We start from the raw sequence: 14,322 nt of genomic DNA on the forward strand, positions 1-14,322 counted from the left end.
GGTCTGGGGGTGGCTTTGGAGACCTCGCCGGAAGCGCCTGCGGCCGTGCGGACGATCGCGAACGGGATCGCGAGCTGGATCAACCAGCTCGGTGCCGTATGGGTCGAGGGGCAGCTGACGGACGTCTCGATCGGGCGCGGTACGACGACGGTTTTCGGGACGTTGCGGGACACCGACGCGGACATCTCGTTGCGGTTCACCTGCAACCGGCGCGTGTTCGAGGCGGTCGACGTCCGCGACGGCTCGCGGGTGCTGGTGCACGCCAAGCCGAACTTCTTCGCTCGCCGCGGCACGCTGGCGCTCGCGGTCAGCGAGATCCGCCACGTCGGGATCGGCGAGCTGCTGGCCCGGATCGAGCGGTTGAAGCAGTTGCTCGCGGCCGAGGGCCTCTTCGAGCCGTACCGGAAGAAGAAGCTGCCGTTCCTCCCGCACACGATCGGGCTGATCTGCGGGCGGGACTCGGCGGCGGAGCGCGACGTACTCGAGAACGCGAAGCGGCGCTGGCCGGCGGTCGCGTTCCGGATCGAGTACGCGTCGGTGCAGGGCCCGTCGGCGGCCGGTGAGGTGATGACCGCGCTGCGGAAGCTGGACGCGGACGACTCGGTCGAGGTGATCGTGATCGCGCGCGGCGGCGGGTCGCTGGAGGATCTGCTGCCGTTCTCCGACGAGGGTCTGATCCGAGCGGTGTCCAAGACCGGTACGCCGGTGGTGAGCGCGATCGGGCACGAGCCGGACTCGCCGCTGCTCGACCTGGTCGCGGACCTGCGGGCGTCGACACCGACCGACGCGGCGAAGCGGATCGTGCCGGACGTGCGCGAGGAACTCGACGGCGTACGGCAGTTGCGCGAGCGCGGTCTCCGGGCGATCCGGTCCTGGCTGGATCGCGAGGCACACGCGCTGGCGGCGATCCGTTCGCGGCCGGCACTGGCGGCGCCGGTGTCGGACCTGCAGCGGCGGTCCGACGAGATCACGGCCCTGGTCGAGCGCAATCGGCGTACGCTCACGCATCGGCTCGACCGGGCGAGCGACGACATCGCGCACCGGTTGGCGAGCGTGCGGGCGTTGTCCCCGAAGGCGACGCTGGAGCGCGGGTACTCGGTGCTGCAGTTGGCCGACGGCACCGCCGTACGGGAAGTGGCGCAGGTGGCGCCGGGTGATCTGCTGCAGGCGCGGGTCAGTGACGGCCGCTTCGCGGTCGAAGTCAAGTCCGAGGAGGACAAGTGAGCGGCGACCGACCCGAGATGACCTACGAGCAGGCCCGCGAGGAGCTCGTCGACGTGGTCCGCAAACTCGAGGCCGGCGGCACCAGCCTCGAGGAGTCCCTCGCACTGTGGGAGCGCGGCGAGGAACTCGCCGGCACCTGCCAGCGGTGGCTGGACGGCGCCCGCGAACGCCTCACCAAGGCCCAAGCCGCCCACGAGGAAAAGACCAACTGACCACCGCGGAACCGATGCCCGTCCCGCCCTGCAGCCTCGCGATTCGACCGGCACGGCCGGAGGATCTGCTCGGCGCCGCCGACGCCCGCGTGGCCAGCTGGCGAGCGGCATTCACAGGTCTCGTCCCCCAGGACTTCCTGGACGCCATGGACCCGGCCTCCATCGCATCCTCGTGGGCGAACAGCATCGCAGCCGGACGCTCACGCCTGTACGTCGCAGTCGCGGGCGAGCAAGTGATCGGGTACGCCGGTGTGGGGTCGGAGCGTGATGAGGCAGCGCCGCCGAACACCGGTGAGCTGTACGCACTCTTCGTCCATCCCGACCACTGGGGAACTGGCGCCGGCCGCGCCCTGACCGACGCCGCCTGCGTTGATCTCCGCGATGCCGGCTGCACCACTGTCCGACTATGGGTGCTCGAGGCAAATATCCGCGCGCGCCGCTTCTACACGCGCTACGGGTTCACGGAAACGCCCGACCGCACCCACTCCTCGCTCGGCAACCTCCCCGAGATCAGGCTGACCGCACCCCTGGTGTGAAGGTTCCGCAAAACCGGAACGATTCCTCGGACGGTGACCTGATCCATCACTACGGTGAACCACTTTCCTAGATCTGGTTCATCATGTGGAGGTTTTACCAATATGATCGCGCTCATCGTGATCGGCGTACTCGTCCTCGGACTTGCCGGTTTCGTCTTCTGGTTCCTGAAGATCCGCGATCCGCTGAAGGGCGAGGACTTCTACAAGTTCCACGCCGAGCAGAAGTGGGCGTGGGAGCTCACGCTGACGCCGGAGCAGGAGAAGGCGTTCATGGCCGGCCTCGAGGCGTACGACGACGAGCGCGGCTGCTACCCGATGCGCGAGGAGGGCATCCTGCGGGTGTACAGCCCGATGATGCTGATCTCGCTGTTCTGGATGACCGAGCGGTTCGCCGCGATGGGGCCGGCCGCCGTACAGGATCCGGCAGGCGCCGTACAGCAGCTGATGACGGACGCCGCAGATGGTGAAACCGACGGCATCCTCTACTACGACGACGAGTGGATGGGCGAGGACGTCGAGCAGGTCGACGGCATGGACAAGTACGCCTTCACCGACGCGATCATGTCCGCGACGCGCGCGCAGGGAGTGGACCACGAGTTCGCCGGCGGCTACGCGGACGAGGACAAGGGCTTCGTCACGATGGGCGTCCTCGCCAAGAGCCCGTCGCACGTGGCCCAGATGTACGAGGACGCGTACGCGACCTCCGGCCCGCAGCCCGAGCTGAACAACCGGCTGGACGTCATGCGCGAGGTCATGAAGGCGGAGGACCCGGAGTACGTCGCGGCGTACAACAAGGCCGAGGCGGAGAAGAGCAAGTACATCAACACGTTGGTCTTCTGCTTCGACCGCGTGGTGAAGCACTACAACGACGCGCGGCCGCAGATGCAGCACGCCGAACCGCGCGACGTACTGTCCGTCGTGATGGCGCAGATGCTGGAGGACGGGCGCTCCGGGTACACGTGGACGCGGCCGCCGTCGCAGGAACAGCACGAGCTCGCGCTGGCGCTCCTGGGAAACCGCGGCTAGTTGCGTGCACACAGATCGTGAGGACGCCGCGGCCGCCGCACTGACCGAGCTGGCCGAGCAGATCGCCGGTGCCGCCCCTCGAGGGTGGAAGCGCGCCGAACTGCACGGGTATGCGCTCGGCGAAGGCGCGTCCGGGCATCGTGGTTTCGGCTTCCTGCCCGACGCCCTGAACGGGCACGGCGCGAGCGACATCGACGTCCACCCGAATCTGTGCGCCCTGCATACGTTGCTCGGGGCAACAGATCACCTCACGATCGATCTGGAACTGGAAGCCCGCGGTCGTTTTCGCGCGATTCTGAGCGAGCGGCTCGATCGCGCCGACGACCGGGGCTACCGGTACCTGCTGGACCCGCAAGCCGAGCCGCCTGCTCTCGACACCCCGCATCCCGCCGCCGGCGAGGCCGGGGATCCGGCCGAAGCCGTTGCCCTGTTCAACGAATACCAACGGCTGCTGCAGGCGGCGCTGGACCTGCCGGACGTGCCGGATCTTCCACCGCCGCTGGAGGAATGGGAACGCGAGGAGATCATCCTCGACTTCGCCTTGCCCCGCGACCTCAGTGCGCTGTACGCCGTTGCCGACGGCGGGGGCGGGCATGTGCAGTTCCACGGCTTCGCGTGGTTCGGTCTGGAGATGCTGAGCGAGGTGAGCTCGGACCACTGGTGGGTCACGCGAGGGTGGCGGCGCTTTGTCCACAACTCGTTCGTGACCGAGTTCGGGCCGCCGGGGGCGATTCGGCGGGTGGGCGATCATCCGGCCTGGATCCCGTTCGCCACCGACACCTTCGGCGACTACCTCGCCGTCGATCTGTCCCCCGGCCCGAACGGGCGGCCCGGTCAGGTGATCATGATCGGGCGTCACCAGCACGACGGTCCGATCTACGTCGCGGAGTCGGTGACCGAACTGATCCGCAGACACGCGGACGCGCTGCGCTCCGACCGGATCGAGCGCGACGAGGACGGCGGACTGTGGATCAACTCGGGCGACGCCTACCACTACCAGCGCCGGTACGACGACACATGCCGGCTCACTGTCAGCGGCCGGGACGCGGGGCCGGTCCGCGGGGTCACCGCGGAGACGCGTGAGTTGCTGGTGCACGACGCGCCCTGGGTCGATCTCGGACCGGTACGTGAGGCACCGGCGCTGGTGAAGTTCTCGATCCACAACTGCGCGGGGCTCGACCTGTCACCGCTGCAGGACACGTCGATCGAGGTGCTGTCGCTGGCAACCGACACGATCGATCTGTCCGGGCTGCACGGGCATCCGGCTGTCGGCCAGGTCGTTCTGCGCAGCGCGAAGCCGGTTGACCTGCGACCACTGGCGTCCTGCCCGAACCTGCACACCCTCGACCTGGCCGACGCGCCGGCCGCCGACGTGTCCGCCTTAGGTCAGCTGACCAGCCTGCGCTACCTGAGGATGCTGCGCCCGCAGTGGCAGGCGTTCCTGGCCGGCCAGTCGCTGCCCGCGTCGCTGGCGATCGCCGAACTCGCCGAGGAGCCACGGCAGGAACGGAAGTTCTACTGGTCGTTCGACAGGGCCTACGAGAAGACCCGCCGCCCAACGATGGCCGACGCCCTCGAATGGGCAGAAACCCTGACCGGCAAGGCAAGCGACATCCTCACCATCAAAGGCAAGTTCAAGCACTAGCGACCTGTGCATAAGAACAGGACGTACCAGAGCCGCACCTAGTGCACTTGAGCGTGGCGAGGTCCGCGCGTACGGCGTCTCGGCGGTGCACTACCTGTCCTTCTGCACGCCCGGCGCTTCGGGTCACGCGGGCAACAGGCTCGTTGCTACCGCTCGGAGGCCGGTTTTCATTCGGTCGAGGTCGTAGCCCTGCTCGCGGAGCGCGTTGTGCAGGTCGGCTGCTAGCGGTGCTAGCAAAACGTGAGCTGTGTAGTCCGCGTCCAGTTCGGGGCGGGCGGCTTCGATGAGGTGCGACAGGTGGCGGTGCCAGAGGTGGTACGAGCCGATGCGGTAGCGCGCGCCGTCCGACGCGTTCTCGCTGTCCATGAACAGGGCGACGTGCCGATCGAGTAGATCGAGGTACGCGTCGAGGAACGCCAGCACCCGTACGGCGGGCGGCGCGCCTGGCCCGAGGGGCGGCGGGCCGCTGATGATCTTCGCCTGCAGCTCCTGCTCGCGCTCGTCGAGCAGCGCGACCGCCAGCCCGGCTCGATCGCCGAACCGGCGGAACACCGTTCCCTTCCCCACGCCCGCCTCCGCGGCGATCGCATCCAGCGAGACGTTCTTCACGCCGCGCTCGGTGAACAGCCGCTCGGCGGCCTCCAGAACCCGCAGCCGATTGCGTCGCGCATCCGCCCGTTCCGGCCGCGGCTCCCCGACGACCGGCAGGCTCCGTTGTAAAGCGGACCGCGGTCCGGTACTGTCGTTCATAAGACGGACTGTAGTCCGCTAAAGACTCTGGAGGAAGCAGACATGAGCAACGCTCGGATCGCGATCGCCTACCACTCGGGCTACGGGCACACCGCGAAGCAGGCCGAAGCGGTGGCCGCGGGCGCCGCGTCGGTTCCGGGGACCACGACCGATCTGGTGCCGCTGGACGAGCTGACCGAGGACGTGTGGGAGCGGCTGACCGCTGCCGACGCGATCATCTTCGGCGCACCGACGTACATGGGGAGCCCGAGTTGGGTGTTCAAGAAGTTCGCTGAGGAGAGTGTGCGGATCTGGGCGGCCGACCTCGGCTGGCGGGACAAGATCGCGGCCGGGTTCACCAACTCGAAGGCGATGTCCGGCGACAAGCTGAACAGCCTGGTCGACCTGGCCGTGTTCGCCGCGCAGCACGGGATGATCTGGGTCGGCCTGGACATCTACCCGGGCTGGGCGGACAGCACCTCGAGCATCGAGGACCTCAACCGGCTCGGCAGCTGGCTCGGCGCGATGGCGCAGTCCGACGCGGACCTGTCCGCGGAGAAGGCGCCGCCGGCCACCGACCTGCGGACCGCGGCCGCGCTCGGCGCACGCGTCGCGACCGTCACGCACCGGCATCTGAGAGGAGCACTGGCGGCCTGATGGCATGGCTCATCCTGCTCGCCGCGGCGGCGTTCGAGATCGCGTTCGCGCTCAGCCTGAAACCGAGCGAGGGCTTCAGCCGGCTGTGGCCGACGCTCGGCGTGCTCGTGTTCGGCGTGATCTCGGTCGCCCTGCTCGCGAAGACACTCGATCGCCTCCCGGTCGGTACGGCGTACGCGATCTGGACCGGCATCGGCTCGGTCGGCGTGGTGATCCTCGGCATCGTCCTGTTCCACGAGCCGATCACCCCGACCCGCCTCGCCTGCATCGCGCTGATCGTCACCGGCGTAGTAGGCCTCCGCCTAGCCGGCGCCGAGTAGGCGGACCTGCACCCCTCACGTGCCGCATTTGCTGGGTAAGCCAGCGAAATGGTGGGTTCCACACCCTGGTAACCGGTCACAAACCCCCAATTTGACTGGTCAACCCAGCAAATGCGGAAGGCGGAGGGGTCAGGTGTTGGTGCGGCGTCGGCGGCGGGAGCGGGGGCCTGTGGGGAGGTGGCGAGTGTCCAGGGGGAGGTCGTTCGTGGGGGCCGGGCCGCCGGCGAGGAGTTGGTGGTAGGCGGACCAGGTGGTGGCGCGGGGCGGGATGTTGCCGATGGCATCTACTCGGGTGACGGGGTGGGTGCCTTCGTGGATCGGGTCCCACAGGTCGGCGTCGCTGCGCAGGTCCCGGAGTTCGCCGAAGAGCTCGCGGCCGAACCAGCACGGGTAGCTCTCGCCGTCGTCGTACCGGCTGACGCCGATCGGCGTGGAGGCTTCGGCGACGAGCGACCAGACGGTGGCGGACGTGATCCCGGGCTGATCACCGAGCAGTACGACGATCCCGTCGGCGCGCCGGTCGACCGCGTCCAGGGCCGGCACGATCGACGAGCTACCGGTGTCGGAATGCGGCGACTCGACCACCCGCACCCCGTCGAGATCGACCCGGTCGTGGACCTGCTCCGACGCGCTGCCCAGCGTCACGACCAACTGGTCGAAAGCGCATTCCCGCGCGCTCTCCAGGGCGGCGCCGAACAGGGTGCTGCCCTGATAGGCCAGCAACTGCCAGGGAGAACCGAGATGCGGTGAGCTGTCTGCGCCCAGCAAAAGCCCCGTGATGAACATTTGCGGGTCAACTCCCTGCCCGGGACGGCGCGACCATTCGACGACCCTTCTGCTGGTCCCCGAGCGTACGCAAGCCGAGCCTCGATCGAACCCCTTGCCGAGGGCACGTGTCAACGACCGTCCGGAAAGTGGTCGGAATTGACCGGAAAATGGGCAGTGAGCCGGTTACCGCCGGTCAGCACAAATGTCAGCGCAGGGCCGAAGCGAACGCTTCAAGCGCCGGATATCCGGCATTTCCGGCGACGATCGTCGTCACCCCGGAACCCACCAGGAGCAAGGCGTTCTCGTTCTTCCGGTCGAGCAGCACCTTGCGTTGCCAGGTCACGCCGCCGACCGACGCGGTACCGTCGTCCGACGTCCGGCCGAGCTTGTCGGCGACGTATTTTCCGCCGCTGACATTCGACTGCTCGAGGCCGACGTATTTCATCTCGTTCGTCACGACCCCGAGATGCCAGGTGATCGGCTCCTGCTGCGGGGTACGGAATTCCACGCTGGTCGCGGTCCACCCGGACGGCATCGGCTCCGGTCCGCGGACCCAGGCGGCGGCCTTCCGGGCGTCCTGCAACTGGGCGGTGTATTCGACCGCGGTCGGCTTCTCTTCCTTCTTCGGGCGCCACGTGACGGTGATCAGGAACGCGACCACGGCGAGGCAGATCACCAGCGCGAAGACCATGTTCCCGACGGTCTGCGACTTCCTCTTGTCCCGGCGGTACGCCTGCCGGTACTCGTTCGCCTCCGCCTGAACCTGCGCCCGCTCCCGCGCCTTCTCCTGCGCCCTCACGTCCGCGTTCCCGTCAGCCTTCGCATCAGCCTTCTCCTGGGCTGCAGCCTCGTCGGAAGCGTCCTGACCTGTCGAACTCATGACGACAGTGTCTCGCGAGGTGCAATCCGCCCGAACAGCGGCCACAGCCGTTGGCTACGATCCGTTGGCATGAGCGAGCGCAGCGAGCGAACAAAAGCAGAGCCGACCTTGTCGCTCATGATGGAGCCGAGCGCCAGCGAGGCGGAAGCATGAGCGACCCGACCACACCGCCGGCCCATCTGGAGGTCGACGCGCACGCGCCCGACCGGAACCTCGCCCTCGAACTGGTCCGGGTCACCGAGGCCGCGGCGATGGCAGCGGGCCGCTGGGTCGGCCGCGGCGACAAGAACGGCGCCGACGGCGCGGCGGTGAACGCTATGCGTACGCTGATCGGCACTGTCGGCATGAACGGCGTGGTGGTGATCGGCGAGGGCGAGAAGGACAACGCCCCGATGCTGTACAACGGCGAGCAGGTCGGCTCCGGCGAGGGCCCGGAGTGTGACGTCGCGGTCGACCCGGTCGACGGTACGACGCTGGTCGCGAAAGGCATGAACAACGGCATCGCGGTGATGGCCGTGTCCGCGCGGAACTCGATGTACGACCCGTCCGCGGTCTTCTACATGGAGAAGCTCGTCGTCGGCCCGGAGGCGGCCGAGGTGGTCGACATCCGGCTCCCGGTCGCGGAGAACATCCGCCGGGTCGCGAAGGCGAAGGGCAGCTCGGTCGACGACGTCACCGTCGTACTGCTCGACCGGCCGCGGCACGAGGAGCTCGCCACCCAGATCCGGGCCACCGGCGCGCGGATCAAGTTCATCTCCGACGGCGACGTGGCGGGCGCGGTCGAGGCGGCCCGCCCGGACACCGGTCTGGACATGTTGCTCGGCATCGGCGGTACGCCGGAAGGCATCATCGCTGCCTGCGCGATGAAGTGCCTGGGCGGGAAGATCCAGGGCAAGCTCTGGCCGCGGGACGACGCGGAGCGGCAGAAGGCGCTCGACGCCGGGCACGACCTGGACCAGGTGCTCGACACCGACGACCTGGTGAGCGGCGACGACTGCTTCTTCGTCGCGACCGGCATCACCGACGGCGAACTGCTCCGCGGGGTCCGCTACGGCCGCTCCACCGCCCGCACCCACTCGCTCGTCATGCGCTCCCGCAGCGGCACGATCCGCTCCATCGAGAGCGTCCACCAGCTGGAGAAGCTCCGCGCCTACTCCGCCATCGACTTCGAGCACGCCCGATGACCGCTCCGCTCCTCGTCGTCGGCGAGGCTCTGGTCGACATCGTCGGATCCGCGAAGTCCCGCAACGGCAACGGGAAGAGCAACGCGACGCCGGGTGGTTCGCCGGCGAATGTCGCGGTCGGTCTGGCGCGGCTCGGCGTACCGACCGAGCTGGTGACCCGGATCGGGACCGACGCGTACGGCGATCAGCTCGGTGCGCACCTGTTCGGGAACGGTGTCCAGCTCGCACCCGGATCGGTCGACCCGAACTTCCGGACCAGTACGGCGACTGCGACGCTGGATGCGGACGGCGTCGCGACGTACCAGTTCGACATCACCTGGGAACCGCCCGCGCTGTCGCTGTCCCGCGGCTGCCCGGCCATCCACACCGGTTCGATCGCGACCGTGCTCGAGCCCGGCGCGGCGTCGATCCACGACTTCCTCGCGTCGGTCGCCGACCAGCCGGTCACCGTGACGCTCGACCCGAACGCGCGGCCGAGCATCACGCCCGATCCCGTGTCGACCTGGGACGCCGTACGGGCGCTTGCGGCGTTGAGCGATCTGGTGAAGCTGAGCGACGAGGACTGTGAGTTCCTGCGGCCCGGGCTGGCGCCGGTGGACATCGCGAAGGAGTTGCTGACCGCCGAGCGGACGCAGTGCGTGGTGATCACCCGCGGCGGCGACGGCGCGCTCGGAATCTCCCGGGACGCCCACGTCGACGTGACGGCGCCGGTGATCGAGGTCGTGGACACCGTGGGCGCGGGCGACTCGTTCATGTCGGCGCTCATCGCCGGACTGGACGCACGCGAGTTGCTCGGCGAGCGGCGGCTGGTCGGGCTGACCTCCGAGGACCTGCGGGACGTCGTGGACTACGCGGTGAAGGCGGCGGCGATCACCTGCACCCGGCACGGCGCCGACCCGCCGACGGCGGCCGAGCACACGGAGAAATGGGGTTCCTGAGGGTGTCTGCCGAAACCTGGAGCTCCGAACTGGAGTCCAACGGCAGCGTGGACTTCCGGCCGCGCCGCAGCAGGCTCGCGGTGCGGCTGGCCGGATTCGGGCTGCTGATGGTGCTGTCGGCCTGGACGAACGTCGAGCATCTGCGCGCGGACGGTGTGTCCGGCGCACTCGGCGTACTGCGGCTGACCGCTCTCGCGGCGTTCGTCTACGGCACCGGCCTGACCACCTGGCAGCTGATCACGAACCGCCCGGTCATCACGGTGGACGCCGAGGGCGTCACCCGGGGCCGCAGCCTGCAGTGGTCGGGCATCACCAGCATCGACGAGCCCGCCGGCTGGCCGCTGGCGCGCGCGGTGCAGATCAACCCGGCGGACCGCCGTACGCGGCCGATCTCGATTCCGCAGGATCACGTCGGGGACCTGGACGCCCTCGCCCCCTGGCTGCGCTCACTCCACGAACAGCACCGCGACTAGTTCACCGCGCTGCGGACTGCGCTCAGGTGTTCGCGGGAGCGGGCTGCGGCCAGGTCCGGATCCTTGGCGCGGATGGCGTCCGCGATCGCTTCGTGGGCGGCCTGGTCGTGGCGATGCCGGTGCTCCTCGTCGAGCTTGAGCATGTCGATCATCGCGCGCCGGATCCGCGGTACGAACGTGTCGAACAGCTCCGTGAGTACGGCGTTGTGCGCGGCCGTCACCACCGCGCGGTGGAACGCGAGATCGGCCTCGATGTACCAGTCGTCGGGCGCCTTCACGGCGGCCCGTTGGCGGTCCGCGAGCGTGTAGCGGAAGTTCTTCAGGTCCGCCGGCGTACGACGGATCGCCGCCATCCGGGCGCCCTCGGTCTCGATCGCCAGCCGGCCTTCCAGTACGTCGGTGATGTCGGCCTTCCGCAGCACCTTGTCCCAGTCCTCGGCGACCTGTAGCGCGATCACGAACACGCCCGCGCCCTGGCGACTCTCCAGCACCCGCCGGCCGGCCAGTTCCCGCACGGCCTCGCGGATCGTGGACCGCCCGACGCCGAGCTGCGCGGCCAGCGTGGTCTCGCCGGGAAGCTTGGCGCCGAGCGCCCATTCGCCGCTCCCGATCCGGCGCAGCAACTCCTCGGCTGCCTGCTCGGCGAGCGGATGACGGCGAATCATGGAGGACAGTCTAGAGGTGATCAGGTTGTCAGCTTGTCTGAGGAGTTGATACGGTGCTGGGCATGCGCTTGCTCCCGGGTCTCCTCCTTCTTGGCCGCCACGGCGGGAGCTGATTCGACCGGCGCTCCCTTCGTGGAGTGCAGTCGTCCGCCGGTCCTCCCCCGCTCCTCGGAAGGACCACCTCTCATGAATCGTCAGCAGCCCTCCCCCATGCCGAGCCACCGCTACCGCGACATCTTCAGCAGGGTCCCGGTCGCACCCGTCGAACGCACCTGGCCCGACCGCCGGATCACGACGGCGCCGCTCTGGGTGCCGGTCGACCTCCGGGACGGCAACCAGGCGCTGGCCGACCCGATGGACCCCGAGCGCAAGCTCCGGTTCTTCGAGCTGATGGTTGCCATCGGCTACAAAGAGATCGAGGTCGGCTACCCGTCCGCGTCCCAGACCGACTTCGACTTCGTGCGACTGCTGGCCACGTCCGACCTGGTCCCGGACGACGTCACGATCGTGGTGTTCACACCGGCCCGCCGCGACCTGATCGAGCGGACCGTGGAGTCGGTCGCGGGGATGCGCGGCGACGTGGTGATCCACATGTACGCCGCGACCGCGCCGGTGTGGCGGGACGTCGTACTGCGCCGTACGCGGGACGAACTGGCGTCGATGATCTACGCCGGCTCCGAGGAGATCCTGCGGCTGGCCGGGGACTCGGTGCGGTTCCAGTTCTCGCCCGAGGTCTACAACCTGACCGAGCCGGACTACGTGCTCGAACTGGCGGATCACCTCACCAAGCAGTGGGACGCGACGCCGGAGCGGCCGGTGATCCTGAACCTGCCCGCGACGATCGAGGCCGCGACACCGAACGTGTACGCCGACCAGATCGAGTACATGCACCAGAACCTGCCGCGCCGCGACGGCGTCATCTTGTCGGTGCATCCGCACAACGACCGCGGTACGGGGGTCGCCTGCGCGGAGCTAGCAGTGCTAGCGGGAGCGCAGCGCGTCGAGGGCTGCGTCTTCGGCAACGGCGAACGCACCGGCAACGTCGACATCGCCACCCTTGCGCTCAACCTGCACGCGCAGGGCGTCGACCCGATGATCGACTTCTCGGACATCGACGGGATCCGCGAGGTGGTGGAGTACTGCACGCGGATGCCGATCCATCCGCGGCATCCGTACGTCGGGGAGCTCGTCTACACCGCGTTCTCGGGGACCCATCAGGACGCGATCCGAAAGGGGTTCGCCGTCCAGGGGCCTGGTGTCTGGGAAGTGCCTTATCTGCCGATCGATCCGGCCGACGTCGGGCGTGGGTACGAGGCCGTCGTACGGGTGAACAGCCAGTCCGGTAAGGGTGGGATCGCGCATGTGCTGGAGTCTGTGTACGGCATTCGGCTGACTCCGGAGCAGGAGCGGGAGTTCGCGGGGCACGTGCAGCGGCACACGGACGCGACCGGGCGGGAAGCGAGTGCGGAGGAGCTGAAGGCGTTGTACGAGGAGGTTTACGGGTGCTCGAACTGAAGGACGTCGACTTCATCCGGGACGGCAAGGCTTTGCTGTCCCGGGTGTCGCTGACCGCGGGCGAGGGTGAGCGGTGGGCGCTGCTCGGGCCGAACGGCGCGGGCAAGAGCACGCTGCTCGGGTTGTGCGGCGCGGTCACCCATCCGACCCGCGGTACGGTCGAGATTCTCGGACGCCGGCTCGGTACGGTCGACATTCGCACCCTGCGTGAGTCCATCGGGCACGTGAATCCGCGCCACCCGCTGCGATCGCCGCTGAGCGTCCGGGACGTCGTACTGACCGGTCTCACCGGGACGATCGAACGCATGCCGCGCTGGGAGCCGACGCCTGCGCAGGAGGATCGTGCTCTCGAGCTGATCGACCTGCTCGGGATCGGCGGGCTGGCCGGCTCGCACTGGACCACGCTGTCCCAGGGCGAGCGTGGGCGCGCGCTGATCGCGCGGGCGTTGATCTCGGACCCGCGGTTGCTCCTCCTGGACGAGCCGTCGACCGGGCTGGACGTCGCGGCGCGCGAGCAGCTGCTGGAGACGCTGGACCAGATCCACCTCAGCCACCCGCACTTGGCGTGGGTCCTGGTCACCCATCACCTTGAGGAGCTCCCCACCTGCACCACCCACGCCGCACTCCTCCGCGAGGGCCGTGTGCTGTCCGCCGGCCCGGTCGACGACGTGGTCACCACCGAACTGATCTCGGCGACCTTCGACCATCCGATCGAGATCAACCGCCACGCCGGCCGCTGGACCGCAACCGCCCACCGAGGTACCCAGCACCGCTGAGCAGTGCGAGTACGGCGCATCCGCCGGCGAGCCACAACCAGAACGTCTGGTCCGATCGCGCCGACTCGACCGTCCAGGTACAACGACCCTTCCCCGGCTCGGCAACGACGTATTCGACCGGTACGACGTCGCCGAGCCGGAAGAAGTGCTCGTCGCCGGGGTCGCGCCCGGTGTTGAACGTGTGCTCCACGCCGCTGACGGCGTACCGGATGTCCACCGTCCCGGACCCCTTGTCGAACCACGACGGCTCGTGGATCGCGACCACCGTCCCGTTGGTCGTCGCGGTCGGTTGCTCCGCCGGCCGCGCCGCGCTCCGCGCCTGCAACCCGAGGGCTCCGAACGGGACTGTGATGATGACGAAGAACAGCACGAGGCTCAACGGAACAAGCGGTTCGCCTCGCCGCCGCCAACCGGAGGAATGGGCAGCAGCATGCCGCCCGGCCGAGAGCTCGCCTGTCGCGGTTTCCACCGGCCTGACGCCCCGGACCCAGAGCACAGCCACGACAACCAGCATCAGCACCAGCCACGCCATCACCACGCCGAGGCCGATCATCCCGCCGACGAAGGCCGCGTCACCGACCGGACTGTGCGCCACGAGCGCGACCAGAGCACCGACTCCGCTGCCGAGCGCACCGACGAGAACAATCGCCGCGAGGGCCCCGATCCCGAACAGGGACGAGCCGGAATCGGCCAGCTCGTACGCCGCCGCCGGACCGCGCACGAACGCCCAGCTCAAGGCTGTTCTGACCCGTCCCATGAACCAAGTCTGGTGCA

Annotated in this window: 17 protein-coding genes; 12 read left to right on the forward strand and 5 right to left on the reverse strand. The window is 68.8% G+C overall.

The features are described from left to right. Window positions 1–9: 9 nt before the first annotated feature. The 5 genes from xseA (at window position 10) to E0H45_RS02495 (ending at window position 4,643) form a co-directional block, all read left to right on the forward strand. A complete protein-coding gene (gene xseA, locus E0H45_RS02475) occupies window positions 10–1,224 on the forward strand; it encodes an exodeoxyribonuclease VII large subunit (protein ID WP_131334632.1) in 1,215 nt (404 codons plus the stop codon). A gap of 17 nt (window positions 1,225–1,241) precedes the next feature. After that, window positions 1,242–1,436, forward strand: coding sequence for an exodeoxyribonuclease VII small subunit (locus E0H45_RS02480; protein ID WP_131337608.1), 195 nt, complete (start codon window positions 1,242–1,244; stop codon window positions 1,434–1,436). A 14-nt stretch (window positions 1,437–1,450) separates the two neighbouring features. Then, on the forward strand, window positions 1,451–1,972 hold the full coding sequence (locus E0H45_RS02485) for a GNAT family N-acetyltransferase (RefSeq protein ID WP_131334633.1): 522 nt from the start codon (window positions 1,451–1,453) through the stop codon (window positions 1,970–1,972). A 102-nt stretch (window positions 1,973–2,074) separates the two neighbouring features. After that, on the forward strand, window positions 2,075–2,998 hold the full coding sequence (locus tag E0H45_RS02490) for a hypothetical protein (RefSeq protein ID WP_131334634.1): 924 nt from the start codon (window positions 2,075–2,077) through the stop codon (window positions 2,996–2,998). 4 nt (window positions 2,999–3,002) lie between these two features. After that, complete coding sequence (locus E0H45_RS02495) at window positions 3,003–4,643, forward strand: SMI1/KNR4 family protein (protein ID WP_131334635.1); 1,641 nt, start codon at window positions 3,003–3,005, stop codon at window positions 4,641–4,643. A 123-nt stretch (window positions 4,644–4,766) separates the two neighbouring features. Here the strand turns inward: E0H45_RS02495 and E0H45_RS02500 are convergent, their stop codons facing one another. Then, complete coding sequence (locus tag E0H45_RS02500; protein ID WP_131334636.1) at window positions 4,767–5,393, reverse strand: TetR/AcrR family transcriptional regulator; 627 nt, start codon at window positions 5,391–5,393, stop codon at window positions 4,767–4,769. Window positions 5,394–5,435: 42 nt separating this feature from the next. Between E0H45_RS02500 and E0H45_RS02505 the strand changes: the two genes are divergently transcribed. Next, window positions 5,436–6,029 carry a flavodoxin family protein gene (locus tag E0H45_RS02505; protein ID WP_131334637.1) on the forward strand — a complete coding sequence of 198 codons (594 nt, stop codon included), beginning with the start codon at window positions 5,436–5,438 and terminating at the stop codon, window positions 6,027–6,029. After that, window positions 6,029–6,349, forward strand: coding sequence for a DMT family transporter (locus E0H45_RS02510; protein WP_131334638.1), 321 nt, complete (start codon window positions 6,029–6,031; stop codon window positions 6,347–6,349). The genes E0H45_RS02505 and E0H45_RS02510 overlap by 1 nt, the downstream gene beginning before the upstream one ends. Window positions 6,350–6,478: 129 nt before the next feature. On the opposite strand, the gene E0H45_RS02515 is transcribed toward E0H45_RS02510, so the two are convergent. Both E0H45_RS02515 and E0H45_RS02520 read right to left on the reverse strand, forming a co-directional pair. After that, entirely contained in the window at window positions 6,479–7,135 is a 657-nt protein-coding gene (locus E0H45_RS02515) for a nucleotidyltransferase family protein (RefSeq protein ID WP_131334639.1), read from the reverse strand. 187 nt (window positions 7,136–7,322) lie between these two features. After that, the gene (locus tag E0H45_RS02520; RefSeq protein ID WP_131334640.1) at window positions 7,323–7,997 is read right to left on the reverse strand and encodes a DUF4245 domain-containing protein; all 675 of its coding nucleotides are present in this window, start codon (window positions 7,995–7,997) and stop codon (window positions 7,323–7,325) included. A 149-nt stretch (window positions 7,998–8,146) separates the two neighbouring features. Between E0H45_RS02520 and glpX the strand changes: the two genes are divergently transcribed. Genes glpX through E0H45_RS02535 form a run of 3 tightly spaced genes read left to right on the forward strand, consistent with a single transcriptional unit; the run spans window position 8,147 to window position 10,592 of the window. Further along, window positions 8,147–9,181, forward strand: a complete 1,035-nt coding sequence (gene glpX / locus E0H45_RS02525) for a class II fructose-bisphosphatase (RefSeq protein ID WP_131334641.1) — start codon at window positions 8,147–8,149, stop codon at window positions 9,179–9,181. Further along, entirely contained in the window at window positions 9,178–10,119 is a 942-nt protein-coding gene (locus tag E0H45_RS02530) for a carbohydrate kinase family protein (RefSeq protein WP_131334642.1), read from the forward strand. The genes glpX and E0H45_RS02530 overlap by 4 nt, the downstream gene beginning before the upstream one ends. A gap of 2 nt (window positions 10,120–10,121) precedes the next feature. After that, on the forward strand, window positions 10,122–10,592 hold the full coding sequence (locus E0H45_RS02535) for a hypothetical protein (protein WP_131334643.1): 471 nt from the start codon (window positions 10,122–10,124) through the stop codon (window positions 10,590–10,592). Here the strand turns inward: E0H45_RS02535 and E0H45_RS02540 are convergent. Beyond that, window positions 10,589–11,257 (reverse strand): FadR/GntR family transcriptional regulator, encoded by a 669-nt coding sequence (locus E0H45_RS02540; RefSeq protein ID WP_238154757.1) that lies wholly within the window; start codon window positions 11,255–11,257, stop codon window positions 10,589–10,591. The genes E0H45_RS02535 and E0H45_RS02540 overlap by 4 nt on opposite strands. A gap of 186 nt (window positions 11,258–11,443) precedes the next feature. On the opposite strand from E0H45_RS02540, the gene E0H45_RS02545 reads away from it, so the two are divergent. Further along, window positions 11,444–12,772 (forward strand): 2-isopropylmalate synthase, encoded by a 1,329-nt coding sequence (locus E0H45_RS02545; RefSeq protein ID WP_238154758.1) that lies wholly within the window; start codon window positions 11,444–11,446, stop codon window positions 12,770–12,772. Next, window positions 12,760–13,548, forward strand: a complete 789-nt coding sequence (locus E0H45_RS02550; protein ID WP_131334644.1) for an ABC transporter ATP-binding protein — start codon at window positions 12,760–12,762, stop codon at window positions 13,546–13,548. Before E0H45_RS02545 ends, E0H45_RS02550 begins: the two co-directional genes overlap by 13 nt. Here E0H45_RS02550 and E0H45_RS02555 read toward each other — a convergent pair. Next, window positions 13,490–14,305, reverse strand: coding sequence for a DUF3592 domain-containing protein (locus E0H45_RS02555; protein WP_131334645.1), 816 nt, complete (start codon window positions 14,303–14,305; stop codon window positions 13,490–13,492). The two genes, E0H45_RS02550 and E0H45_RS02555, sit on opposite strands and share 59 nt — an antisense overlap. Between the last annotated feature and the right edge of the window lie 17 nt (window positions 14,306–14,322).

Origin of the sequence: Kribbella soli (assembly GCF_004331345.1) — a bacterium.
GTDB classification, from domain to species: Bacteria; Actinomycetota; Actinomycetes; order Propionibacteriales; family Kribbellaceae; genus Kribbella; species Kribbella soli.